The following is a 23160-nucleotide window of genomic DNA, read 5'->3' on the forward strand; positions in this document are numbered from 1 at the left end:
GGATGCTGGAAGCCCGGGGTGATGCCCGGACGGCACCCTCCGCGCCCGCCCACCACCCGCGGCCGCGGCCGCCGCTTCACCACGTACGACAACCGACGATTGAAGGAGACACGGCCACCATGGACGCTGTGACCCAGGTCCCCGTGCCGGTTAACGAGCCGGTCCACACCTACGCACCGGGCTCCCCGGAGCGCACCCGCCTGGAGGCCAAGCTCAAGGAGCTGGCCGACAACCCGATCGACCTGCCGATGACCATCGGCGGCGAGCGGCGGCTGGGCGGCGGCGCGCGCTTCGACGTCGTGCAGCCCCACCGCCACGCCGCCAAGCTCGGCACCTACGCCAACGCCACGGTCCAGGACGCCCAGGACGCGGTGGACGCCGCGCTGGCCGCCGCCCCGGCCTGGCGCGCGATGTCCTTCGACGACCGCGCCGCGATCATCCTCAAGGCCGCCGACCTGCTCTCCGGCCCCTGGCGCGAGACCCTGGCCGCCGCCACCATGCTCGGCCAGTCCAAGACCGTGCAGCAGGCCGAGATCGACACCCCCTGCGAACTCGTCGACTTCTGGCGCTTCAACGTGCACTTCGCGCGCCAGATCCTGGCCGAGCAGCCCCCGGTGAACTCGCCCGGCGTGTGGAACCGCTCGGACCACCGGCCTCTCGAAGGCTTCGTCTACGCGATCACGCCCTTCAACTTCACCGCCATCGCCGGCAACCTGCCGACCGCGCCCGCGCTGATGGGCAATGTCGTCGTCTGGAAGCCGTCCCCGACCCAGACGCTGGCCGCCGTGCTGCTGATGCAGCTGCTGGAGGAGGCCGGGCTGCCCAAGGGCGTCATCAACCTCGTCACCGGCGACGGCAAGGACGTCTCCGAGGTGGCCCTGAACCACCCCGAGCTGGCGGGCATCCACTTCACCGGTTCGACCAAGACCTTCCAGTACCTGTGGAAGACCGTCGGCACCAACATCGAGAAGTACAAGACCTACCCGCGGCTGGTCGGCGAGACCGGCGGCAAGGACTTCATCGTCGCCCACCCCACGGCCGACCGCGCCGTGCTGAAGACCGCCATGACCCGTGGCGCCTTCGAGTTCCAGGGCCAGAAGTGTTCCGCCGCCTCGCGCGCCTACGTCCCGGCGTCGCTGTGGAACTCCGGCTTCAAGGAGGAGTTCGCGGCCGAGGTCGACGGGCTGACCATGGGCGACCCGGCCGACCTGACGCACTTCATGTCCGCCGTCATCGACGACCGCTCCTTCGCCAAGAACAAGGCGGCCATCGAGCGCGCCAAGGCCGACCCGACCGTCGAGGTGGTGGCCGGCGGCACGTGCGACGACAGCGAGGGCTTCTTCGTCCGCCCGACGGTCCTGGTCTCCACCGACCCGGAGAACGAGATCTTCAAGGACGAGTACTTCGGCCCGATCCTGGGCGTGTACGTCTACGAGGACGCCGAGTACGACGCGATGCTGGACCAGATGGAGTCGGCGTCGGCCTACGGTCTGACCGGCTGCGTCATCGCCCAGGACCGTGCCGCGGCCGCCGCGACGGCGGAGAAGCTGCGCTTCGCGGCGGGCAACTTCTACATCAACGACAAGCCCACCGGCGCCGTCGTCGGCCAGCAGCCCTTCGGCGGCGGCCGCGCCTCCGGCACCAACGACAAGGCCGGTGCCAAGCAGAACCTGATGCGCTGGACCTCCACCCGCTCCATCAAGGAGACGCTGGTCCCGCCGACGGACTACCGCTACCCGCACATGGGCTGACCACCCCCGCGGACGGGCCGCCGTCCGCCGCCGCACCACACGGACCGCCCCCGGCTCACCGGCCGGGGGCGGTCCGTCGTCCGCGCGGCAGGCGCCGCCGTCACCCGGGTACGCGGGCGGTCACCGCGTACAGCATGAAGCTCGCCGAGAAGTGCGGTCCGGCCAGTCCGGCCAGCCAGCTGCGGGCCGCTTCGGCGTCCAGCTCCCCGGCGTTCACCGCCCGCTCGGCGTTCCGGCGCAGCCCCAGAACCCGGTCGGCGGTGGCGAAGTCATGCAGCGTCGGCGCCTGCACCCGCGCCGCGACGACCTCCAGCCCCGCCTCGGCGGCCAGCCGTGCCAGCCGTCGGCCGATCGTCGCGTGCCGGACCATGGAGCCGCAGACGAACCGGTTGAAGGCCCGCCCGGTCTCCACCTCACCCGGGTCCACGGTCAGGGTGTCCCAGTCCGGTTCGGTGAGCGCCACCAGCCCGCCGGGCCGCACGACCCGCCGCAGCTCGGCCACCACCCGCGCCGGTTCGGCCACATGCATCAGGACCCGGTCCGCCCGCGCCCGGTCCGCCGCGTCGTCCGCGACCGGCAGCGCCTGCGCTTCCCCCGCCAGCACCTCGACGCCCGCCCGCCCGGCGGTCCGCCGCCGCGCCTCGCCCAGCATCACCGGATCGTGATCGACCCCGATCACCGACCCGGTCCTGGTCACCGCGTCCGCCAGCGCCCCCAGATCCGTCCCCGGCCCGCAGCCGGCATCCACCACCGTCAGCCCCGGCCGTAACTCCAGCGCCGCCAGCGCATACGCCTTGTAGGCCCGTCCGGGCCCGGTCGCCGCCACCTGGCCGAGATAGCCGATCGGATCGGGGCGGGGCACTCCATACATCGTCTGCACCATGCGGGCAGCCAAGCACAGGCGATGGTGCGGTGGGGAGGGGTCAGTCCCGTTGTGCGGCGGGACGCAGCGGGCCGGTGAGGGACTCGGTGATCGTGAAGCCCTTCGCGGGGCCCTCGGGGAGGGTGATCTCCGTGCCGTAGGGCACCCGGACCTCGGCGGCGTAGACCCCTTCGTCAGGATCCGGGGAGGTGAGCACGGTCACGGTGCCGTGGCCGTCGTGGTCGTCGACGAGGACGTAGACGGGGATACCGGCGCGGGCGTAGGCGCGGCGCTTGCGGACGCGGTCGCGGTGGGTGCTGTCGTGACCGGGGGAGACGACTTCTGCGATCAGCGCCACGGCGGACGCCTTGATGCCGATGCCGTCGTCGGTGACGTGGTCCTCGGCGTCCTCCGGTGCGAGGAAAACATCGGGAATCCAGACCTGGCGGCCGTCCACGATGTTGATGTCCTGATGGGCGGCGTACTCGCCGTCGGCCAGGAATGTGTCCAAGGCGCGGCGGAGCCGGTTGGCGGTCTGACCGTGCGCGTAGCGACCCGTGGGTGACACCTCGATGAACCCCTCGATGATCTCGGCGTGGAAGCCCTCGGGGAGTTCCATTGCTTTCCACGCCTGCCACAGGACCTCGTCCAGATGTGGTTCGGGCGAGGTCTCAGGCATCTCAGGCGTCTCGGTCATCTCGGGCGCCTCATGGGCGAGAGCGGTCATGGCGCAGCACCTCCTCCTCAAGTGTGGGCGGGCTCGGCCTGGTGGCACAAGCGACGTCGTCAAGCTATGGCCGGGTCACTCGTATGGCCTGCGGAACCGAGTGGGTTCACGAGGTCGTATGACTATCGGCTCCGGCTGTTGACGGGCGGGGCCGACCGGTCGGGAAGCCGCTGGTCGGTGGGGAGGGCGGGCCGGGGGAGGGGGGGACGTGGTGTCCGTCTCAGATAGTAGGAAGCCCAAGTAATTGTGCAGACAGCACGGCGAGGCTGACCTAGCGTTGGAGGAGCCGAACGTATCGCTCCATCGAGCGACGGCGGATGCGGTCCGGTGCGTGAGCGCAGGTGATCCCTGTCGCGCCAAGGCCCCCGCCCCTTCCGGCCGTTTCTGGATGCGCCGCGGAACGACGCATCTTCATCTCGGGGCTTTGGCATTGGAGACGTGAATCATGGCTGAGACCGCCACCGTCCGCAGGACCCGTCACTCCGCCGGCAAGGCCGGCGAAGCCGACCGCAGGAACGCCGCGGCCGCCCTCCAGCGGGCGCTCGACCGCCGCGACAACGGCGGCTCCACCGGGCACTGACCGGGGCGGCCGGCGCGGCCGCCGCACGCCCGGGAGCGCAGGGGGCGCCCCTGCGCCCGCGAGAACAACCCTCCACACCGCGTCCCGTCGAGGCGGCCGTCTCGACGGGACGCGATGGCTGTACCGTGCATGTATATACGGGGGTGGGCCGGGCGGGCCCCTGCGGTGAGCGCGGGGCGCGAGTGAGGGAAGTGCAGCGAGATGAAGGCAGTCCAGTACCGCGAAATCGGCGGCGCGCCGCAGGTCGTCACCGTCCCCGACCCCGAAGCGGGCCCCGGACAGGTGCTGTTGAAGGTGACCGCGGCCGGGGTGTGCCACTCCGATATCGCGGTGATGGACATGCCCGCCGAGGCGCTCCGCTTCCCGCTGCCGCTCACCCTCGGTCACGAGGGCGTCGGCACGGTCGCCGCGCTCGGCGCCGGGGTGACCGGTCTCGCGGTCGGCGACGCGGTCGCGGTCTACGGTCCGTGGGGCTGCGGCTCCTGCCCCAAGTGCGCCGAGGGCAAGGAGAACTACTGTCTGCGCGCCACCGAGCTGGGCATCTTCCCGCCCGGCCTCGGCGCCCCCGGCGCGATGGCCGAGTATCTGGTCGTCGACGACCCCCGGCATCTGGTGCCGCTCGGCGGACTCGACCCGGTCGCGGCGGTGCCGCTGACCGATGCCGGGCTGACGCCGTATCACGCCATCAAGCGCTCGCTGCCCAAGCTGGTGCCCGGCGCGACCGTGGTCGTCATCGGGACCGGCGGTCTCGGGCATGTGGCGATCCAGTTGCTGCGCGCCATGACCGCGGTCCGCGTCATCGCCCTGGACGTGACCGAGGAGAAGCTGGCGCTGGCCCGCGAGGTCGGCGCCCATGACGTGGTGCTCTCGGACGGGCGGGCGGCCGCCGCGGTCCGGGAGCTGACCGGCGGCACCGGCGCACAGCTGGTCCTGGACTTCGTGGGCGCCCCGCCGACCGTCGCCACGGCCGGTGCGGTGGCCGCCGTCGAGGCGGATGTCACCATCGTCGGCCTCGGTGGCGGCCGGCTGCCCGTCGGTTTCGGCTCGCCGGCGTACGAGGTCTCGGTCTCCGCGCCGTACTGGGGCAGCCGGTCCGAGCTCGCCGAGGTGCTGGCGCTGGCCCGGACCGGGGCGCTGGAGGTGCATGTCGAGACGTACGCCATCGATGACGCGCCGCTGGCGTACGAGCGGCTGCACGCCGGGAAGATCAACGGCCGGGCCGTGATCCTCCCCCACGGCTGACGCCGCGTCGGGCGGCGCCCTCAAGGCGGGTGGCCGGACCGGCAGGCGTCGGGGGCCGGGCCGTGGAAGCCGGTCTGTGACGTGTGGTGGTGTCCGGTGCCGGAGTGCCGGGTGAGCTCTGAGGGCTCGGAGGTGCAACCGGTGGACTGCCGGAAATCGTCGCGTGAAGGAAGTGTGACCGACACGAGGAGGCAGAAGGCCGTGACATCGATCAGGAGGGTGCGCCCATCGCGCCGTGGAGTGCTCGCCGGCGGTCTCGGAGTGGCGCTGGCCGCCGTGGCCATGACGTCCGACGCGTACGCCGTCGGGCCGAAGAGCGAGGCGGCGCAGCAACTGCGGGACCTGGAGCGGGAACACGGCGCCCGGCTGGGGGTGTTCGGCTGGAACACGGTGACGGGCGCGAGCGTCAGCCACCGGGGGGACGAGCGCTTCCCCCTGTGCTCGACGTCCAAGACACCCGCCGTCGGGGCCGTTCTGCGGGACCTCGACCATGACGGGACGTTCCTGTCGAAGATCATTCACTACACCGAGCGGGACATCGAGAGGGCCGGGGGCGCCCCCGTCACCGGCCGGCCCGAGAACCTCGCCCAGGGGATGAGCGTCGCGGATCTGTGCGGCGCGGCCATCTCGTACAGCGACAACACCGCGGTCAATCTGCTGCTGACGGAACTCGGCGGGCCGACGGCCGTCACCCGTTTCTGCCGGTCCATCAAGGACACCGTGACCCGGCTCGACCGGTGGGAGCCGGAGCTGAACTCGGCGGAACCGGGGCGGGTGACCGACACCACCAGCCCCCGCGCCATCGGCAGGACCTACGCACGCCTCGCCCTGGGGAACGCGCTGGCGTCGGCGGACCGGAAGCGGCTGACCGGGTGGCTGCTGGCCAACACGACCGGCGACAAACGGCTGCGCGCCGGCCTGCCCGACAACTGGCGCGTCGCCGACAAGACCGGCACCGGCCGCTACGGCACCGCCAACGACGTGGGCATCGCCTGGCCGCCCGGCCGGGGGCCGATCGTGCTGTCCGTCCTGACCACCCGGCCCGACGCCGACGCCGAGGCGGACGATCTGCTGATCGCCCGCACCGCCACCGTCCTGGCCGCCGCCCTCGCCTGACACCCGGCGGGCCCGGCCGCGCGCGCGTCCAGTGCCGTGACCGGCGATGTCTGCCCCGTGCGGAGCGTGCGTGCCGGGCGGCGCGACGGGGCAGAGCCTGCCGGGAGGGGCGCTAGTGACCGCGCCCGCGGGTCACCTCGAAGTGGTCGATGCGCTCGCCGGATTCGGCGAGCGCGGTGACCTTCATCCGCGGACGGTGCCCCGGCTCGACCTCGACGGCGAGGAACGAGTAGCCGGTGTAACGCACCCGGGACCACTCCACCGTCTCCTTCTCCTTCACCTTGCCCTTGGCCCAGTGATAGGTGTCGACATGGTCGAGGTCCTTGACATGGCCCTCGTAGCTGTCCGGCACCGGGAAGCTGTACAGCGACTTGCCCGCGCCGCCCGCGGTGACGTACACGATGCCCTCGCGCGAGGAGTCGACGCTCTCGCCGACCGGCATCCGCTTGGCGACCCGGCCGCCCTTGAGGGCGTCGGTCCGCTCGTAGACGTGGTTGTGGCCGTTGACGACCAGGTCCACCTGGTGCTTCTCGAACAGCGGCAGCCACGCGTCGCGCACCCCGCCCTCCGAGGCGTGCGAACTCGTGGTGGAGAACGCGCAGTGGTGGAAGAAGACCACGATGAAGTCGATGCCGCGGGTGGCCCGCAGCTCGGCCAGCCTGCGGTCCAGCCAGCGGGTCTGCTTGCCGCCGGTGTAGCCCTGGTTGGCGGGGATCTCGTACGAGACGTCGTTGGCGTCCAGGGCGACGACCGCGACATTGCCGTAGGTGAAGGAGTAGACGCCGGGGGCGTTGCGGGCGTCCGGGCCGTTGCCCGGCAGCGTCCAGCGGGCCGACTGGCCGCCGTAGCCGTGGGGGGAGTACCAGGCTTCCATGTCGTGGTTGCCGGTCGTCACCATCCACGGCACGGACTTGGCCACCGACTCGGTCTGGGCCAGGAACTGGTCCCACACCCGCGCGTCATAGGTGTCGTGCTCGGAGCCCTGGCCGTCCGGGTCCGCGTAGCAGATGTCGCCCGCGTGCAGGTGGAAGGAGGGGTTCTGGCCCAGGATCAGCTGGTCGTTGGCGAGCGCGTGGTAGCTGACGCCCTGGTCGCCGAAGGCGGTGAAGACGAACTTCTCGGCGCGCGCCGGAGCGGTACGGAAGGTGCCGACGGTCGAGAAGTGCCGGGGGTCGGCCGGGTCGAAGCCGTCGTGCCCGACGCCGTAGTAGTAGGTGGTGCCCGGCCGCAGCCCGTCCAGCGCGGCGTGCAGGTAGTACTGCTGCACCGCCGGCAGCTTCGCGGAGAGCGAGGGGGTGTGCAGATCGCGCACCTCCGCCTGGACCTTGCGCCCCAGGTCCCACGGCTTGAGGCCCACCCGCAGATACGGCCGCCGGACCGCGAGCGGCACCTGCCAGCCGACGCGCATCTGGGTCCTGGGGTCGGCGCCGAAGGCCAGGTGGCGGCCGAACGGTGCGACCAGCGAGCCGTCCACGGCGGTCGCGGCGTGCGAGGTCAGCAGCGTGGGCGAGGCGGCGGGGGCGGCGGCCTGGGCCGTACCGGTCAGCAGACCGGTGCCCGCGACGACTCCCGCGGTGGCGGCCGAGCTGCGCAGCAGACCGCGGCGGGTGAGCTTGGTGCGGAGGTACTCGTGCTGCTCGGGCATGGTCATCCGGGCGGCGAGCCGCTCCGGGATGCCGACGCGGGGGGTGTGCGAGGGCAGGGGGCCGTCCCCCCGGGGGGTTCCAGTCATGTTGCCGAATCTCGCAGGGTGAGGGGGCCGCGGTGGGGCGTGCGGGTGAACGGTAGTTGACCGAAGGGTCATCTGTCCGTATGCCGGACACGGCGTGTCAAAAAATGGGACGAAGCGTAGGGTCCCAGCATGTCTCGCAGCATTCGCCTCGCAGTGATCCCCGGTGACGGTATCGGCCAGGAAGTCGTGGCCCAGGGCCTCAAGGTCCTGACCGCGGTCCTCCCGCAGGACGTCAAGCTGGAAACCAAGGAATACGACCTCGGTGCCAAGCGCTGGCACGCGACCGGCGACACGCTGCCGGACGCGGAGCTGGCCGCGCTCAAGCAGCACGACGCCATCCTGCTCGGCGCCATCGGCGACCCCTCCGTACCGTCCGGTGTGCTGGAGCGCAATCTGCTGCTCAAGCTCCGCTTCGCCTTCGACCACTACGTCAACCTGCGCCCGTCGAAGCTCTTCCCGAACACGGCCACCCCGCTCGCCGGCCGCCCCGAGATCGACTTCATCGTCGTCCGCGAGGGCACCGAAGGCCCGTACACCGGCAACGGCGGCAGCCTGCGCACCGGCACCCCCGCCGAGGTCGCCACCGAGGTCAGCGTCAACACCGCCTACGGCGTGGAGCGGGTGGTCCGGGACGCGTACGAGCGGGCCGACGCCCGCCCCCGCAAGAAGCTGACGCTGGTCCACAAGAACAACGTCCTGGTGTACGCCGGCCACCTGTGGAAGAACATCTTCGACCGGGTCGGCCAGGAGTACCCCGAGGTCACCACCGACTATCTGCACGTCGACGCCGCGACGATCTTCTTCGTCACCCAGCCCGAGCGGTTCGACGTGATCGTCACCGACAACCTCTTCGGCGACATCCTCACCGACCTCGCCGCGGCCGTCACCGGCGGCATCGGCCTGGCCGCCTCCGGGAACATCAACCCGACCGGCGAGTTCCCCTCGATGTTCGAGCCGGTGCACGGCTCCGCGCCGGACATCGCGGGCACCGGCAAGGCCGACCCGACGGCGACGGTCCTCTCCGTCTCGCTGCTCCTGCGCCACCTCGGCTTCGAGGCGCAGGCCGTCCGCATCGAGGAGGCCGTCGCGGCCGACCTGACCGAGCGGGGCGACGCGGTCCGCAGCACGGACGAGATCGGCGACGCGCTCGCCGCCCGCGTGGCGGACTGAGCCCCGCGCCGCGACGCCTCCGGCGATCGGCGCGCACACCACGCACACGCAGCGCGCACCGCACACGCAGCACGTACCGCACACGCAGCACGTACCGCACACGCAGCACGTACCGCACACGCGGCACGTACCGCACACGCGACACACACAGCGCCGGGCCGGTCACGGTCCCGGCGCTGTGTCCGTCTGCCCGGCTGTGCCGCCGCCCGGCGGGGTGCGACCATCGGACCCGGGCCGCGCACACGGTTCCGGGCGCGAAGACCCACGAGCGATAATCGAACGTGGGGTCGCCGCCCGCGAGCCGACCTGGACGTCCCGGTAGCACCCGGTATGTCCGGGCGTCGTGAGCGCGGCCGCCATGACCGCACCGGTGCCGCATCTCCGGGGGACGAGCCCCGGACCCCCGGCCGGAGGGCTGGGCCGGTGACCCGCGGCACCGGAAGACGCAGTGAAGGACACGGATTCATGACGACGCCCACGATCGAGCTCAAGCCCTCCTCGCACCCGCTGTCCGACGCGGAGCGGGAGCAGATCCTGGCCCGCCCCGGCTTCGGCCGCCACTTCACCGACCACATGGTGACGGTCAAGTGGACCGAGGGCCGCGGCTGGCACGACGCCCAGCTCGTGCCGTACGCGCCGCTCTCCATCGACCCGGCGAACATGACGCTGCACTACGCGCAGACGATCTTCGAGGGGCTGAAGGCGTACCGCCGGCCCGACGGCACCGTCGCCACCTTCCGGCCGGACGCCAACGCCCGCCGTTTCCAGTACTCCGCGCAGCGCCTGGGGATGCCCGAGCTGCCCGTCGAGACCTTCATCGCGGCCTGCGACGCGCTGGTCACGCAGGACAAGGCGTGGGTGCCGGCCAGTGGTGAGGAGTCGCTGTACCTGCGCCCCTTCATGTTCGCCACCGAGGTCGGCCTGGGCGTCAAGCCGGCCAACGAGTACCTCTTCATCGTCATCGCCTCGCCGGCCGGCGCGTACTTCCCCGGCGGGGTGAAGCCGGTCTCGGTGTGGCTGTCGGAGGAGTACGTCCGGGCCACCCCCGGCGGCACCGGCGCGGCCAAGACCGGCGGCAACTACGCCGCGTCCCTGGTCGCCCAGGCCCAGGCCGCCGAGCGCGGCTGCGACCAGGTGGTCTGGCTGGACGCGATCGAGCGCCGCTGGATCGAGGAGATGGGCGGGATGAACCTGTACTTCGTGTACGGCAACCGCGTCGTCACCCCCGAGCTGACCGGTTCGCTGCTGCCCGGCATCACCCGTGCCTCGCTGCTGACCATCGCCGCCGACCTGGGCTACGAGGTCGCCGAGGGCCGGATCTCGGTCGAGGACTGGAAGGCGGCGGCCGAGGACGGCTCGCTGACCGAGGTGTTCGCCTGCGGCACCGCCGCGGTCATCACGCCGGTCGGCTCGGTGAAGTCCACCCGCGCCGACTGGACGATCGGCGACGGGCAGCCGGGCGAGGTCACCATGAGGCTCCGCAAGGCGCTGCTGGACATCCAGACCGGCGCCGGCAACGACACCCACGGGTGGATGCACCCGCTGGGCTAGGACCCGGTCTCGCGGCATATCCCATATCCCATACTCCATACCCCGAGGTCCGCGACCTCCCCGAGGGCCGTCCGGCGCGCACACGGTGCGCAGCGGGCGGCCCTCGGCGTTGGCGGGGTGCGGCCGGGGCCGCCGGGGCAGTCATAGAGCGGCACTCAATCATTTCTTTCCCCACCGTTCCCGCGATTCCCTGTGGCGCAGATCAATGCCCGTTCCCCCTCGTGCGCGGTCGAATGTCGAGTTAGAGTGACGCTCAAATCGATCGTCGATCGTGGAGGTGTGGCGGATGCGGCTGACCCCGACGGAACGCGACCGGCTGCTGCTGTTCGGCGCCGCCGAGCTGGCGCGGGCGCGCCGGGCCCGCGGGCTGCGGCTCAACGTGCCCGAGGCGACCGCGCTGATCGCGGACACCGTCTGTGAGGCGGCGCGGGACGGCCGCCGGCTCGCCGAGGCCATCGCGGCGGCCCGCGGTGTGCTGGGCCCGGACGACGTACTGCCGGGCGTCGCCGACATCGTCACCGAGGTGCAGGTGGAGGCGGTCTTCGACGACGGCTCCCGGCTCGCGGTGGTCGCCGACCCGATCCGCCACGGCGCGGCGCCGGCCGACGGCGACGGCGCCGCGGCCGGGCGGCCCGCGCCCGGTGCCGTGCTCCCGGGGCCGGCCGGTCCCGAGGCCGAGCCCGCGCTCCTGCTGACCGTGCGCAACACCGCGACCGTCCCGGTCAGCGTCACCTCCCACTTCCACTTCTTCGAGGCCAACCCGCGGCTGGACTTCGACCGCGGCGCCGCGTACGGCATGCGGCTGTGCGTACCGGCCGGCTCCTCGGTGCGGTTCGATCCCGGCGGCACGGTGGAGGTCGGCCTGGTGCCGATCGGCGGCGCGCGGGTGGCGATCGGCTTCGCCGGTCTCGTCGACGGCCCGCTGGACGCGCCGGGCGCGCGGGCGGAAGCGCTGCGACGGGCGGCCGCCTGCGGCTATCTGGGAGCGGAGGAGCGGGCATGAGCGGCGGCGGTATCGATCCCCACGAGTACGCGTCGGTCCACGGCCCGCGCGCCGGCGACCGGGTCGTCCTCGGCGACTCGGGGCTGGTCGTCCGCGTCGAGTCCGACGCACAGCGGCCCGGCGACGAGTTCCTGGCCGGCTTCGGCAAGACCGCCCGCGACGGGCTGCACCTCAAGGCCGCCGCGGTCCGCGAGACCTGCGACATCGTGATCAGCAACGTCCTGGTCATCGACGCCGTCCAGGGCATCCGCAAGGTGTCCGTCGGCATCCGCGCGGGCCGGATCCACGCCATCGGCCGGGCCGGTAACCCCGACACCCTCGACGGCGTCGATGTCGTGGTCGGCACCGGGACGACGATCGTCTCCGGCGAGGGCCTGATCGCCACCGCGGGCGCCGTCGACACCCACGTCCACCTGCTCTCGCCGCGCGTCATGGAAGCGTCGCTCGCCTCCGGCGTGACCACCGTCATCGGGCAGGAGTTCGGCCCGGTGTGGGGTGTCGGCGTCAACTCGCCCTGGGCGCTCGGCCACGCCTTCAGCGCCTTCGACGCCTGGCCGGTCAACATCGGCTTCCTCGGCCGCGGCTCCTCCTCCGGGGACGCGCCGCTGGTCGAGGCGCTGGCCGAGGGCGGCGCCTGCGGCTTCAAGGTGCACGAGGACATGGGCGCGCACGCCCGCGCACTGGACACCGCCCTGCGCGTCGCCGAGGAACACGACGTCCAGGTCGCCCTGCACAGCGACGGGCTGAACGAATCCCTCTCCGTCGAGGACACCCTGCGGGTGCTGGACGGCCGGACCGTCCACGCCTTCCACATCGAGGGCTGCGGCGGCGGACACGTCCCCAACGTCCTCAAGATGGCCGGGGTCCGCAACGTCATCGGCTCCTCCACCAACCCCACCCTCCCCTTCGGGCGGGACGCGGTCGCCGAGCACTACGGCATGATCGTCTCCGTCCACGACCTGAAGACCGACCTGCCGGGCGACGCCGCGATGGCCCGCGACCGCATCCGGGCCGGGACGATGGGCGCCGAGGACGTACTGCACGACCTCGGGGCGATCGGCATCACCTCGTCCGACGCGCAGGGGATGGGCCGCGCGGGCGAGACGGTGCGGCGCACTTTCGCGATGGCCGGGAAGATGAAGGCGGAGCTGGGCCCGCTGGCGGGGGACGGCGCGCACGACGACAACGCGCGCGTACTGCGCTACGTCGCCAAACTCACCATCAACCCCGCCATCGCGCACGGCCTGTCCCACGAGATCGGTTCGATCGAGGTCGGCAAGATGGCCGACATCGTGCTGTGGCGGCCGGAGTTCTTCGGCGCCAAACCGCAGCTGGTGCTGAAGTCCGGCTTCCCGGCGTACGGCGTGACCGGCGACCCGAACGCCGCCACCGACACCTGCGAACCCCTGGTGCTCGGCCCGCAGTTCGGGGCGTACGGCGCGGCCCCCGCGGAGCTCTCCGTCGCCTTCGTCGCGCGCGCCGCGGCCGAACAGGGCGGCGACGGTCTGCCGACGCGCCGCCGCCGGGTCGCCGTCCGCGGCACCCGCGGCATCGGCCCCGCCGACCTCGTCCACAACTCCCGTATCGGGCAGGTCCAGGTCGACGGGCGCAGCGGTCTGGTCACCCTCGACGGCGACCCGATGCGCTCGGCACCCGCCGACACCGTCTCGCTCTCCCGGCTGTACTTCCTGTGACGCCGTGACGCTCCGTCCCGCCCCGCCGCCCGCTCGCCACGCCCGCCGTCCCCGCCACCGCGCAACCGTGAGGACCCCCGTATGAACACCCCCGCCGCCGACGGCTTCCGCATGCCCCCCGAGTGGGCCCGGCACGCGCGCACCTGGATGGCCTGGCCCGGCGCCAACCACACGTTCGGCGAGGAGGGCGGCGAGACGCTGGCCGCGGCCCGCCGCGCCTGGGCCGCGGTCGCCCGCGCGGTCCGCCGCTTCGAGCCGGTCACCGTCGTCGCCGGACCGGGGCAGACCGCGGCCGCCCGCGCGCTCCTCGGCGCGGACATCGACCTCGTCGAACGGCCGCTGGACGACGCCTGGATGCGCGATATCGGCCCCACCTTCCTCACCGACGCAACGGGCCGGCTCGCCGCCACGGACTGGGTGTTCAACGGCTGGGGCGCCCAGGACTGGGCCCGCTGGGAGCACGACGCCGGGATAGCCGCCCACGTCAGCGAGCTGGCCGGGGCCCGCCGCTACGCCTCCGGGCTGGTCAACGAGGGCGGTGGCATCCATGTCGACGGCGAGGGCACCGTGCTGCTCACCGAGACCGTGCAGCTCGACCCGGACCGCAACCCCGGCCGCACCGCCGCGGAGGCCGAGGCCGAGATCCACGCCCACCTGGGCACCACCAAGGCGATCTGGCTGCCGCGCGGACTCACCGCCGACTACGGGGAGTTCGGCACCCGCGGCCATGTCGACATCGTCGCCGCGTTCGCCCGCCCCGGCACCGTCCTCGTGCACACCCAGCCCGACCCCGGCCACCCCGACCACGCGGTCGGCGCCGAGACGGCGGCGCTGCTGCGCGCCGCCACGGACGCCCGCGGCCGGCGACTGGAGGTCGTGGAGGTCCCCGCGCCCACCGTCACCGAGGCGGACGGCGAACCGGTCGACTACTCCTACATCAACCACTACCTCTGCAACGACGGTGTGGTGCTCTGCGCCTTCGACGACCCGCGCGACGAGCACGCGGCCGGGATCTTCCGCCGGCTCTTCCCCGGCCGGACGGTGACCCTGGTCGACGCCCGTACGATCTTCGCTGCGGGTGGCGGTATCCACTGCATCACCCAGCAGCAGCCCGAGGTCTGATCCCGCAGGCCCCGCCGACCCCGGAGGTCACCGTGCCCGGTCCCGCCCGCAGCCCCCGGCGGCGGCTCACCCGGCCCCGCGAGCAGGTCCTCGCCGCGGCGATGGCCACCATCGCCGCGGCGGGACTGGACCGGCTGACCATGGCCGGACTGGGCCGCGAGGTCGGTATGAGCAGCGGCCACATCCTCTACTACTTCGGTACCAAGGACGAGCTGCTGCTCCAGACCCTCCAGTGGAGCGAGGAGCAGCTCGGCGCCGAGCGCCGGGCCGCCCTCGCCCGCCGCGTCCCGGCCCGCGAACGGATGGACGCGCTGGTCGGCCTCTACCTCCCCGACGGCCACCGCGATCCGCGCTGGACCCTGTGGCTGGAGGTCTGGAACCGCTCGCAGAGCGCCGACGACGCGGCCCGCGAGCGCCAGCTCGACCTGGAACTCGCCTGGCACCGCGATCTGGTGGCCCTCCTCGTCGAGGGCGTCTCCCGCGGCGAGTTCCGCCCCGTGGACGCCGAACGCCTCGCCACCCGCACCCGGGCCCTCCTCGACGGCTTCGGCACCCATCTCGTCGTCGGCCTGCCCGGCACGGACCGCGGGCAGGTCCTGGCGCATGTGCGGGAGTTCCTGGACGAGTCGCTGGCCGTACCGGGGAGCCGGCCGCCGGCCGCCCCGGAGCGCTGACCGCCGCCCGTCCCGGACGGCCGCCCCGCCCGCCCGTCGCGCTCCGCCCATGACCGCAAGGCACGCAAATACGCGCGATCGTTGCCACTGTGGCTCTTGCCGCGGGCCGCGCCGTCCGCGACCGTGAGCGGCTATGGGACGAGAGCAGTGGAAGAAGATATGGGTCGGCTCGGCCGGCAACATGGTCGAGTGGTTCGACTGGTTCGTGTACGCCAGTTTCGCGGTCTACTTCGCGGACTCGTTCTTCCCGAAGGGGAACGACACCGCGAACCTCATGAACACCATGGGGATCTTCGCCGTCGGGTTCTTCATGCGCCCGGTGGGCGGCTGGGTGCTCGGCCGGGTCGGCGACCGCCGGGGCCGTAAGGCCGCGCTCACCCTGACCGTCACCCTGATGTCCGCCTCGGCGATCCTGATCGCCGTCGCGCCCACCTACGGTGTCGCGGGCTACGGCGGTGTGGCCGTCCTGCTCCTCGCCCGGATGCTGCAAGGGCTCTCCGTCGGCGGGGAGTACGCGGCCAGCGCGACCTACCTCACCGAGGCGTCCGCGCCCGGCCGGCGCGGCTTCGCCTCCAGCTTCCAGTACGTGTCCATGACCGCGGGGCAGCTGCTCGGGCTCGGCCTCCAGATCGTGCTCCAGCGGACCATGTCCGAGGAGGCGCTGCACAGCTGGGCCTGGCGCATCCCGTTCATCATCGGCGCGCTCGGCGCCGCGGTCGTCTTCTACCTGCGCCGCAACATGCTGGAGACCGAGGTCTACGCCGAGGACGACGGCGCCCACGCCGACCCGGCCCGCGGCACGATCAAGGCGCTGCTGGCCCATAAGCGCGAGGCGTTCCTGGTCATGGCGCTGACCATGGGCGGCACCGTCGCGTACTACACCTACACGACCTACCTCACCAAGTACCTCTCCCAGAGCGCCGGCATGGACAAGCCGACCGCCTCGCTGGTCAGCTTCTGCGCGCTGTTCCTCTTCATGTGCCTCCAGCCGCTGGCCGGCCGGCTCTCCGACCGGATCGGCCGCCGCCCGCTGCTCATCACCTTCGCGGTCGGCTCGACGTTCCTGACCGTGCCGATCATGACGCTGCTCCAGCACGCCGGCAGCTTCTGGCCGGCCCTCGGACTCTCGGTGCTGGCGCTGGTCATCGTCACCGGCTACACCTCGATCAACGCCTGTGTGAAGGCCGAGCTCTTCCCGACCGGTATCCGCGCGCTGGGCGTCGCGCTGCCGTACGCCATCGCCAACGCGCTGTTCGGCGGCACGGCGGAGTACGTCGCGCTCTGGTTCAAACAGGGCGGCATCGAGTCCGGCTACTACTGGTACGTGGCCGGCTGCGCCGCCGTCTCGCTGCTCGTCTACATCACCATGCGCGAGACCCGCACCATCGACCTGCACCGGGTCGGCAAGGGGGACGGGGACCACGACGGCGGACGGGGCGCCACGGCCGGCGCCGCGGCGCCCGGCGGGGCGCGGGCCTGAGACGCCGGCGACCCGGTCCGGCGGCGGCTCCCGTGGGCCGTCGCCGGACCGCCGCGCCGGGAGGTCCGCCTTCGGACGCCGCCGCCCGCATCGTGAGACTCGCTGTCCCGCACCGCGCCGCCGTGCCAGACTGCCCCCGTGCTCTCGTTCGCCATGATTATTGGCAGCAGGCGCGCCGGTCCGCAGTGACCGCCCCGTACGAACCGAGTACGGCGCGGCCACCGTCGTCCCAGACCCGCGCGCAGACCTCTCGCACCCGCGAGAGGTTTTTTCGTTTCCGGCCCACCCGTCGCCGGCGGCGGAGCGCGGGGGATCATGGAGGGACGGTGGAGCCGGTCATTCCGGTAGACCGAGATCCCGACAGGAGCCAGACCAGCATGACGGACGCACTCCCCTCCGAACCCTCCCAGGCCCCGCCCAGCTCTGCCCAGGGCCGGGTGTCCGACGACTTCCATGTGTTCGACACGACGCTGCGCGACGGCGCGCAGCGCGAGGGCATCAACCTGACCGTCGCCGACAAGCTGACCATCGCCCGGCACCTGGACGACTTCGGGGTGGGCTTCATCGAGGGCGGCTGGCCCGGCGCCAACCCCCGGGACACCGAGTTCTTCGCGCGGGCCCGCACGGAGACGGACTTCCGCCACGCCCAGCTGGTCGCCTTCGGCGCCACCCGCAAGGCGGGCGTCCGGGTCGAGGACGATCCGCAGGTCGCCGCGCTCCTGGAGTCGCAGGCCCCGGTGGTCACGCTGGTCGCCAAGTCCCATGTCCGGCATGTGGAACTGGCGCTGCGCACCACACCGGAGGAGAACCTCGCGATGGTGCGGGACACCGTCGCGTATCTGCGCGCCCACGGCCGCCGGGTGTTCCTGGACTGCGAGCACTTCTTCGACGGCTATGTGCGGGACCCGGACTACGCCAAGCAGGTCGTACGGACCGCGAGCGAGGCCGGGGCCGATGTCGTGGTGCTCTGCGACACCAACGGCGGCATGCTTCCCGCGCAGGTCACCGCGGTGGTGCGGACCGTGCTCGCGGACACCGGGGCGCGGCTGGGCATCCACGCGCAGGACGACACGGGCTGCGCCGTCGCCAACACCCTGGCCGCGGTCGACGCGGGCGCCACCCACGTCCAGTGCACCGCGAACGGCTACGGCGAGCGGGTCGGCAACGCCAACCTCTTCCCGGTCGTCGCCGCCCTGGAGCTCAAGTACGACCGCCGGGTGCTGCCCGCCGGCAAGCTCGCCGAGACCACCCGGATCTCGCACGCCATCGCCGAGGTCGTCAACCTCACGCCCGCCACCCACCAGCCCTACGTCGGCGTCTCCGCCTTCGCGCACAAGGCGGGGCTGCACGCCTCCGCCATCAAGATCGACCCGGACCTCTACCAGCACATCGACCCGGCGCGGGTCGGCAACACCATGCGGATGCTGGTCTCCGACATGGCGGGCCGCGCCTCCATCGAGCTGAAGGGCAAGGAACTCGGCATCGACCTCGGCGGCGACCGCGAGCTGGTCGGCCGGGTCGTCGAGCGGGTCAAGGAGCGCGAGCTGGCGGGCTACACCTACGAGGCCGCGGACGCCTCGTTCGAGCTGCTGCTGCGCGCCGAGCTCCAGCGGGCCGCGGCGGGGGAGCCGCGCCGCTACTTCCGCGTCGAGTCCTGGCGGGCGATCGTCGAGGACCGGCCGGACGGTACGCACGCCAACGAGGCGACCGTGAAGCTGTGGGCCAAGGGCGAGCGGATCGTCACCACCGCCGAGGGCAACGGCCCGGTCAACGCGCTGGACCGGGCGCTGCGCATCGCCCTGGAGCGGATCTACCCGCAGCTCGCCAAGATCGAGCTGGTGGACTACAAGGTCCGCATCCTGGAGGGCCGCCAGGGCACCGGCTCCATCACCCGCGTCCTGGTCTCCACCACCGACGGCCACGGCGAATGGTCCACGGTCGGCGTCGCGGAGAACGTCATCGCCGCCTCCTGGCAGGCGCTGGACGACGCCTACGCGTACGGGCTGCTGCGGGCCGGGGTGGAGCCGCGGGAGTAACCCCGGGGCCGGCAGGCCCCACGGCGACAGCCGGCAGGCCCCATGACGACAGCCGGCAGGCCCTACGGCGACAGCCGGCAGGCCCCATGGCGACAGCCGGCAGGCCGCAGGCTTCACGGCGACAGGCACGGCTCCACGGCGACGGCCGCGGCCCCGCGTACGGCCCTCGGGGGAGGGGCCGGCGCGGGGCCGCGGGGATTTCGGGGGCGGTGCGCCCGTCGGGTCAGGCCGCCTGCGGGGCCGCCTTGACCGCGGAGATGTCGAAGGTGAGCTTGACCTTGTCGCTGACCATCACACCGCCGGTCTCCAGCGCGGCGTTCCAGGTCAGGCCCCACGCGGAGCGCAGGATCTCGGCGCTGCCCTCGAAGCCGACCCGCTCGGCGCCGTAGACGTCGGTGGCCGAGCCGTTGAACTCCAGGTCGATGGTGAGCGGCCGGGTGACGTCCTTGATGGTCAGGTCGCCGGTGATGCGGTAGCGGTCGCCGGCCACCTGCTCGGCGGCGGTGGAGCGGAAGGTCATCAGCGGGAAGGTCTCGGCGTCGAAGAAGTCGGCACCGCGCAGATGGGCGTCGCGGTCGGCGATGCCGGTGTCGACACTGGCGATCGTGATGTCGAGGGCGGCGGTGGAGCGGGCCGGGTCGGTGCCGTCCAGGTGGAGCGTGCCCTGGTGCTCGCCGAACGCGCCGCGGACGTTGGTGACCATCGCGTGCCGGACGGTGAAGCCGATGCTGCTGTGTGCCGGGTCGATGGTGTAGTCGCCGGTCAGCGCGGCCAGCGCGGGGTCCGCCGGGAGGGTGGCGGTGGCGGTGCGGGCGGCGGTCTCGGTGCGCTTGCGGGTGAACAGAGCCATGGCTCCTCCTCAAAGACGGTTTGTTTAACCTTCAACGAGATGAACCATAGCGAGATCTAGTTCAATGTTCAACCTTGCTGTCGCTCGTCGTCCCCTTGGGCGCTCCTTTCGCCGGTCATGCCTCGGATCGCCACAACATCACGGCGGCGTCGTTTGTCGGGCCCATACAGACGATGGACGTCCTGTCCACCCGTACGGAGGCCCCCGCGCAGGCCGCGTACAGGACGCTTCTGTGCTGCCTGCCCACCAAAACGCACCTGACGTTGTACGAAACCGACATCGGTACGAGGCGCCCCGCCCACGTACCGTCGATACATGACCACTGTCGAAGAGGTGCCCGCCGGCGCGACCGACGCCCGCGGGCGCGTTGCCGAGCTGCACGCCATCCGCGAGCAGGCCCGGCGAGGCCCCAGTGAGCGTGCCACCGAAGCTCAGCGCGCCAAGGGCAAGCTGACCGCGCGGGAGCGGATCGAGCTGCTGCTGGACGAGGGTTCGTTCAACGAGGTGGAGCCGCTGCGGCGGCACCGGGCGGTCGGCTTCGGCCTGGAGGCGAAGAAGCCCTATACCGACGGCGTGATCACCGGCTGGGGCACCGTCCACGGCCGGACCGTGTTCGTCTACGCGCACGACTTCCGGATCTTCGGCGGTGCGCTGGGCGAGGCGCACGCCACCAAGATCCACAAGATCATGGACATGGCCCTCCAGGCCGGTGCGCCGCTCGTCTCGCTCAACGACGGCGCGGGCGCCCGTATCCAGGAGGGCGTCTCGGCGCTCGCCGGCTACGGCGGCATCTTCCAGCGCAACACCAAGGCGTCCGGCGTCATCCCGCAGATCTCGGTGATGCTCGGTCCGTGCGCGGGCGGCGCCGCCTACAGCCCGGCGCTGACGGACTTCGTCTTCATGGTCCGCGAGACCTCGCAGATGTTCATCACCGGACCCGACGTGGTCCGCGCGGTGACCGGTGAGGAGATCACCCAGAACGGCCTGGGCGGCGCGGACGTGCACGCCGAGACCTCCGGCGTCGCGCACTTCGCCTACGACGACGAGACCACCTGCCTCGAAGAGGTCCGCTACCTCCTCTCCCTCCTGCCGGCCAACAACCGGGAGAACCCCCCGACGGTGGCCTGCGAGGACCCCGCCGACCGCTCCGGCGACGCGCTGCTCGACCTCGTCCCGGCCGACGGCAACCGCCCGTACGACATGCGCAAGGTCATCGAGGAGATCGTCGACGACGGCGAACACCTCGAAGTCCACGAGCGCTGGGCGACCAACATCATCTGCGCGCTGGCCCGCCTGGACGGCCGGGTGGTGGGCATCGTCGCCAACCAGCCGCAGTCGCTGGCCGGTGTGCTGGACATCGAGGCGTCCGAGAAGGCCGCCCGCTTCGTCCAGATGTGCGACGCCTTCAACATCCCGATCATCACCCTCCTGGACGTCCCCGGCTTCCTGCCCGGCGTCGACCAGGAGCACGGCGGCATCATCCGCCACGGCGCCAAGCTGCTGTACGCGTACTGCAACGCCACCGTGCCGCGCATCTCCGTCGTCCTGCGCAAGGCGTACGGCGGCGCGTACATCGTCATGGACTCGCAGTCCATCGGCGCCGACCTGACCTACGCCTGGCCCACCAACGAGATCGCCGTGATGGGCGCCGAGGGCGCGGCCAACGTCATCTTCCGCAAGCAGATCGCCGACGCGGACGACCCCGAGGCGATGCGGGTGCGCATGGTCAAGGAGTACAAGTCCGAGCTGATGCATCCGTACTACGCGGCCGAGCGCGGTCTGGTCGACGACGTCATCGACCCCGCCGAGACCCGCCAGACGCTGATCCGTTCCCTGGACATGCTGCGCACCAAGCACGCGGACCTGCCCGCCCGCAAGCACGGCAACCCCCCGCAGTAACCGAGCCCGCACCGGTACTGCGCCCACCACCGTGAACGACGGAGAAGAACTCACGTGAATCCTGCCGACCGCACCACCGCCCTCACCGACCCCATCCGCGTGGAGAAGGGCCGGGCCAGTGAGGAAGAGCTCGCCGCCCTGACCGCCGTCCTCCTGGCCCGCGCCGCCCACCGGCCGGCCACCGCCCAGGCCCACCCGCGCGCCACCGCCGCCCGCTGGCGCCGCCTGGAGCGTCAGATGGGCTTCCACGGCGCGACCAGCTGGCAGCGCTGAGCTTCTCCGCGGCCGCTTCCGTACCGGGTACCCCGACGGGGCCGGCCGCGGGCACGCACTCCACCCGAGTGCGCGCCCGCGGCCGGCCCCGTCCGTGGTTCTCCCGGGCCCCGTACCCGCTCCGGCGCAGCGGCCGAATCAAGGCGTAGGTTCGCCCCAACCCTGCGGGGGACAGCTGGTCAGCCGAAGATCCCCGTGCTGGCATTCGCTCGTCATTCCCTCCTTCCTGGCGCCGCCCCGGCGGACCCCAGGACGACCGGAAGGAAGAGCCCATGCTCAGCACCCTGAGTGCCGGTGCCGCGGTGGCATCGCTGCTGTTCGCCGGAGCGGTGTCCCCCACCGCGCCGGCGCGGGCCGGTACGGAACCGCCGGCCGGTCAGATCACCATCGACGTCGCGACCGTCAACGGTTCGGGCTGCCGGCCGGGCAGCGCCGCGGTGGCCATCGCACCGGACAACACGGCCTTCACGGTCACCTACAGCGAATACCTCGCCCAGGCCGGAAAGGACACCAAACCGACCGACTCCCGCAAGAACTGCCAGATCGCGCTGAACGTCCACGTCCCCCAGGGCTTCACCTACGCCGTCGCCAAGGCCGACTACCGCGGCTACGCCGCCCTCGCGCCCGGCGCCAACGGCCTGGAGCAGGCGAGCTACTACTTCCAGGGCGACTCCGACACGGGCCGCAAGAGCCACACCTTCACCGGTCCGGCCGACACCAACTGGCAGACGTCGGACGAGACCGACGTCAGCGCGCTGGTCTACGCCCCCTGCGGCGAGGAGCGCTACTTCAACATCAACACCGAACTACGGGTGAACGCCGGCACATCGGACCCCAAGACCACCAGCTACATGGCGATGGACTCCACCGACGGCAGCATCAACACGACCTACCACTTCGCGTGGAAGCAGTGCCCGGCCACGCGCTGACCGGCCCCCGGACGGTGCCTGCGGGCCCGGCCGGGCCGTAGGCGCCGTCCTCCCGGACCGCGATCCGCGGTGCCGGGGCGCGGTGGGCACGGTGGCACACCGCGCCCGACGGCGGCCCCGCGGGCCGAGCGTCCCCGGAGTGCCCTGAGGGGCCCGCGCGCGACGCGGGCCCCTCGGCCGTACCGGGACGTCCCCGTCGGCGGCGTACGACCCGAGCGCAGGCGAGGCGCTCCGCCGGACCCGGGCGGCGCGCCGGCCTGCCGGCCCCCCACCGGGCCCGGCCACGCCCGGACGTCCGTCGGCCGGGTGTCCCAACACGCCGCATAAGCAGGCGAGTTGGAGCCGAAACGCCGGCTGTCCTCGGCGCTGACCGCCGGCAGCGAGGCGGCCGCGTTTGACGGCGGCGGCGCGGGCCGGTGTGGCGCTGGGCGGGTGCCCCGCACCTCACGCGGCGCGGGCACCCGGCTGC

General features: G+C 72.3%; 19 protein-coding genes. 15 read left to right on the forward strand and 4 right to left on the reverse strand.

Annotated elements, in window-relative coordinates:
- The first annotated feature begins 119 nt into the window (after positions 1 to 119).
- Positions 120 to 1751 (forward strand): L-glutamate gamma-semialdehyde dehydrogenase, encoded by a 1632-nt coding sequence (pruA, locus tag ACLJWH_RS22950; RefSeq protein WP_411143621.1) that lies wholly within the window; start codon positions 120 to 122, stop codon positions 1749 to 1751.
- A gap of 100 nt (positions 1752 to 1851) precedes the next feature.
- On the opposite strand, the gene ACLJWH_RS22955 is transcribed toward pruA, so the two are convergent.
- Together ACLJWH_RS22955 and ACLJWH_RS22960 are read right to left on the reverse strand one after the other, a co-directional pair.
- A complete protein-coding gene (locus tag ACLJWH_RS22955) occupies positions 1852 to 2634 on the reverse strand; it encodes a methyltransferase domain-containing protein (RefSeq protein ID WP_411143622.1) in 783 nt (260 codons plus the stop codon).
- 40 nt (positions 2635 to 2674) lie between these two features.
- Positions 2675 to 3340 carry a Uma2 family endonuclease gene (locus ACLJWH_RS22960; protein WP_411143623.1) on the reverse strand — a complete coding sequence of 222 codons (666 nt, stop codon included), beginning with the start codon at positions 3338 to 3340 and terminating at the stop codon, positions 2675 to 2677.
- Positions 3341 to 3785: 445 nt separating this feature from the next.
- On the opposite strand from ACLJWH_RS22960, the gene ACLJWH_RS22965 reads away from it, so the two are divergent.
- The 3 genes from ACLJWH_RS22965 (at position 3786) to bla (ending at position 6278) form a co-directional block, all read left to right on the forward strand.
- Positions 3786 to 3920 carry a hypothetical protein gene (locus tag ACLJWH_RS22965; RefSeq protein WP_411143624.1) on the forward strand — a complete coding sequence of 45 codons (135 nt, stop codon included), beginning with the start codon at positions 3786 to 3788 and terminating at the stop codon, positions 3918 to 3920.
- Positions 3921 to 4121: 201 nt separating this feature from the next.
- Positions 4122 to 5162: an NAD(P)-dependent alcohol dehydrogenase gene (locus ACLJWH_RS22970; RefSeq protein ID WP_411143625.1), complete on the forward strand. Its 1041-nt coding sequence runs from the start codon at positions 4122 to 4124 to the stop codon at positions 5160 to 5162.
- A gap of 282 nt (positions 5163 to 5444) precedes the next feature.
- Positions 5445 to 6278 carry a class A beta-lactamase gene (bla, locus tag ACLJWH_RS22975; RefSeq protein WP_411143771.1) on the forward strand — a complete coding sequence of 278 codons (834 nt, stop codon included), beginning with the start codon at positions 5445 to 5447 and terminating at the stop codon, positions 6276 to 6278.
- A 112-nt stretch (positions 6279 to 6390) separates the two neighbouring features.
- On the opposite strand, the gene ACLJWH_RS22980 is transcribed toward bla, so the two are convergent.
- Positions 6391 to 8010 (reverse strand): purple acid phosphatase family protein, encoded by a 1620-nt coding sequence (locus tag ACLJWH_RS22980; RefSeq protein WP_411143626.1) that lies wholly within the window; start codon positions 8008 to 8010, stop codon positions 6391 to 6393.
- A gap of 129 nt (positions 8011 to 8139) precedes the next feature.
- Here ACLJWH_RS22980 and ACLJWH_RS22985 point away from each other — a divergent pair, with 129 nt between their 5' ends.
- From ACLJWH_RS22985 to cimA, 8 genes are all read left to right on the forward strand, one after another.
- On the forward strand, positions 8140 to 9180 hold the full coding sequence (locus ACLJWH_RS22985) for a 3-isopropylmalate dehydrogenase (protein ID WP_411143627.1): 1041 nt from the start codon (positions 8140 to 8142) through the stop codon (positions 9178 to 9180).
- Positions 9181 to 9645: 465 nt separating this feature from the next.
- A complete protein-coding gene (locus ACLJWH_RS22990) occupies positions 9646 to 10731 on the forward strand; it encodes a branched-chain amino acid aminotransferase (RefSeq protein WP_411143628.1) in 1086 nt (361 codons plus the stop codon).
- A 286-nt stretch (positions 10732 to 11017) separates the two neighbouring features.
- Positions 11018 to 11734 carry an urease subunit gamma gene (gene ureA / locus ACLJWH_RS22995; protein ID WP_411143629.1) on the forward strand — a complete coding sequence of 239 codons (717 nt, stop codon included), beginning with the start codon at positions 11018 to 11020 and terminating at the stop codon, positions 11732 to 11734.
- On the forward strand, positions 11731 to 13428 hold the full coding sequence (locus tag ACLJWH_RS23000; protein ID WP_411143630.1) for an urease subunit alpha: 1698 nt from the start codon (positions 11731 to 11733) through the stop codon (positions 13426 to 13428). Before ureA ends, ACLJWH_RS23000 begins: the two co-directional genes overlap by 4 nt.
- Positions 13429 to 13509: 81 nt before the next feature.
- On the forward strand, positions 13510 to 14550 hold the full coding sequence (locus tag ACLJWH_RS23005) for an agmatine/peptidylarginine deiminase (protein ID WP_411143631.1): 1041 nt from the start codon (positions 13510 to 13512) through the stop codon (positions 14548 to 14550).
- A 32-nt stretch (positions 14551 to 14582) separates the two neighbouring features.
- Positions 14583 to 15224 (forward strand): TetR/AcrR family transcriptional regulator, encoded by a 642-nt coding sequence (locus tag ACLJWH_RS23010; protein ID WP_411143632.1) that lies wholly within the window; start codon positions 14583 to 14585, stop codon positions 15222 to 15224.
- A 133-nt stretch (positions 15225 to 15357) separates the two neighbouring features.
- Positions 15358 to 16704: an MFS transporter gene (locus ACLJWH_RS23015; RefSeq protein WP_411143633.1), complete on the forward strand. Its 1347-nt coding sequence runs from the start codon at positions 15358 to 15360 to the stop codon at positions 16702 to 16704.
- A gap of 377 nt (positions 16705 to 17081) precedes the next feature.
- The gene (cimA, locus tag ACLJWH_RS23020) at positions 17082 to 18740 is read left to right on the forward strand and encodes a citramalate synthase (RefSeq protein WP_411143634.1); all 1659 of its coding nucleotides are present in this window, start codon (positions 17082 to 17084) and stop codon (positions 18738 to 18740) included.
- A 223-nt stretch (positions 18741 to 18963) separates the two neighbouring features.
- On the opposite strand, the gene ACLJWH_RS23025 is transcribed toward cimA, so the two are convergent.
- Complete coding sequence (locus ACLJWH_RS23025; protein WP_411143635.1) at positions 18964 to 19590, reverse strand: YceI family protein; 627 nt, start codon at positions 19588 to 19590, stop codon at positions 18964 to 18966.
- 315 nt (positions 19591 to 19905) lie between these two features.
- Between ACLJWH_RS23025 and ACLJWH_RS23030 the strand changes: the two genes are divergently transcribed.
- From ACLJWH_RS23030 to ACLJWH_RS23040, 3 genes are all read left to right on the forward strand, one after another.
- Positions 19906 to 21489, forward strand: coding sequence for an acyl-CoA carboxylase subunit beta (locus tag ACLJWH_RS23030; RefSeq protein ID WP_411143636.1), 1584 nt, complete (start codon positions 19906 to 19908; stop codon positions 21487 to 21489).
- 54 nt (positions 21490 to 21543) lie between these two features.
- Positions 21544 to 21762, forward strand: coding sequence for an acyl-CoA carboxylase epsilon subunit (locus tag ACLJWH_RS23035; protein ID WP_411143637.1), 219 nt, complete (start codon positions 21544 to 21546; stop codon positions 21760 to 21762).
- A gap of 272 nt (positions 21763 to 22034) precedes the next feature.
- Positions 22035 to 22691, forward strand: a complete 657-nt coding sequence (locus ACLJWH_RS23040; RefSeq protein ID WP_411143638.1) for a DUF4360 domain-containing protein — start codon at positions 22035 to 22037, stop codon at positions 22689 to 22691.
- The last annotated feature ends 469 nt before the right edge of the window (positions 22692 to 23160 follow it).

The sequence above is a fragment of the Streptomyces sp. x-80 genome (assembly GCF_046549095.1).
Lineage (GTDB): Bacteria > Actinomycetota > Actinomycetes > Streptomycetales > Streptomycetaceae > Streptomyces > Streptomyces celluloflavus.

What these genes read in the sequence shown, in the direction of transcription:
- pruA (WP_411143621.1), top strand. Translation starts at nt 120, where the DNA reads ATGGACGCTGTGACCCAGGTCCCCGTGCCGGTTAACGAGCCGGTCCAC.
- ACLJWH_RS22955 (WP_411143622.1), bottom strand. Translation starts at nt 2,634, where the DNA reads ATGGTGCAGACGATGTATGGAGTGCCCCGCCCCGATCCGATCGGCTAT.
- ACLJWH_RS22960 (WP_411143623.1), bottom strand. Translation starts at nt 3,340, where the DNA reads ATGACCGCTCTCGCCCATGAGGCGCCCGAGATGACCGAGACGCCTGAG.
- ACLJWH_RS22965 (WP_411143624.1), top strand. Translation starts at nt 3,786, where the DNA reads ATGGCTGAGACCGCCACCGTCCGCAGGACCCGTCACTCCGCCGGCAAG.
- ACLJWH_RS22970 (WP_411143625.1), top strand. Translation starts at nt 4,122, where the DNA reads ATGAAGGCAGTCCAGTACCGCGAAATCGGCGGCGCGCCGCAGGTCGTC.
- bla (WP_411143771.1), top strand. Translation starts at nt 5,445, where the DNA reads ATGACGTCCGACGCGTACGCCGTCGGGCCGAAGAGCGAGGCGGCGCAG.
- ACLJWH_RS22980 (WP_411143626.1), bottom strand. Translation starts at nt 8,010, where the DNA reads ATGACTGGAACCCCCCGGGGGGACGGCCCCCTGCCCTCGCACACCCCC.
- ACLJWH_RS22985 (WP_411143627.1), top strand. Translation starts at nt 8,140, where the DNA reads ATGTCTCGCAGCATTCGCCTCGCAGTGATCCCCGGTGACGGTATCGGC.
- ACLJWH_RS22990 (WP_411143628.1), top strand. Translation starts at nt 9,646, where the DNA reads ATGACGACGCCCACGATCGAGCTCAAGCCCTCCTCGCACCCGCTGTCC.
- ureA (WP_411143629.1), top strand. Translation starts at nt 11,018, where the DNA reads ATGCGGCTGACCCCGACGGAACGCGACCGGCTGCTGCTGTTCGGCGCC.
- ACLJWH_RS23000 (WP_411143630.1), top strand. Translation starts at nt 11,731, where the DNA reads ATGAGCGGCGGCGGTATCGATCCCCACGAGTACGCGTCGGTCCACGGC.
- ACLJWH_RS23005 (WP_411143631.1), top strand. Translation starts at nt 13,510, where the DNA reads ATGAACACCCCCGCCGCCGACGGCTTCCGCATGCCCCCCGAGTGGGCC.
- ACLJWH_RS23015 (WP_411143633.1), top strand. Translation starts at nt 15,358, where the DNA reads ATGGGACGAGAGCAGTGGAAGAAGATATGGGTCGGCTCGGCCGGCAAC.
- cimA (WP_411143634.1), top strand. Translation starts at nt 17,082, where the DNA reads ATGACGGACGCACTCCCCTCCGAACCCTCCCAGGCCCCGCCCAGCTCT.
- ACLJWH_RS23025 (WP_411143635.1), bottom strand. Translation starts at nt 19,590, where the DNA reads ATGGCTCTGTTCACCCGCAAGCGCACCGAGACCGCCGCCCGCACCGCC.
- ACLJWH_RS23030 (WP_411143636.1), top strand. Translation starts at nt 19,906, where the DNA reads ATGACCACTGTCGAAGAGGTGCCCGCCGGCGCGACCGACGCCCGCGGG.
- ACLJWH_RS23040 (WP_411143638.1), top strand. Translation starts at nt 22,035, where the DNA reads ATGCTCAGCACCCTGAGTGCCGGTGCCGCGGTGGCATCGCTGCTGTTC.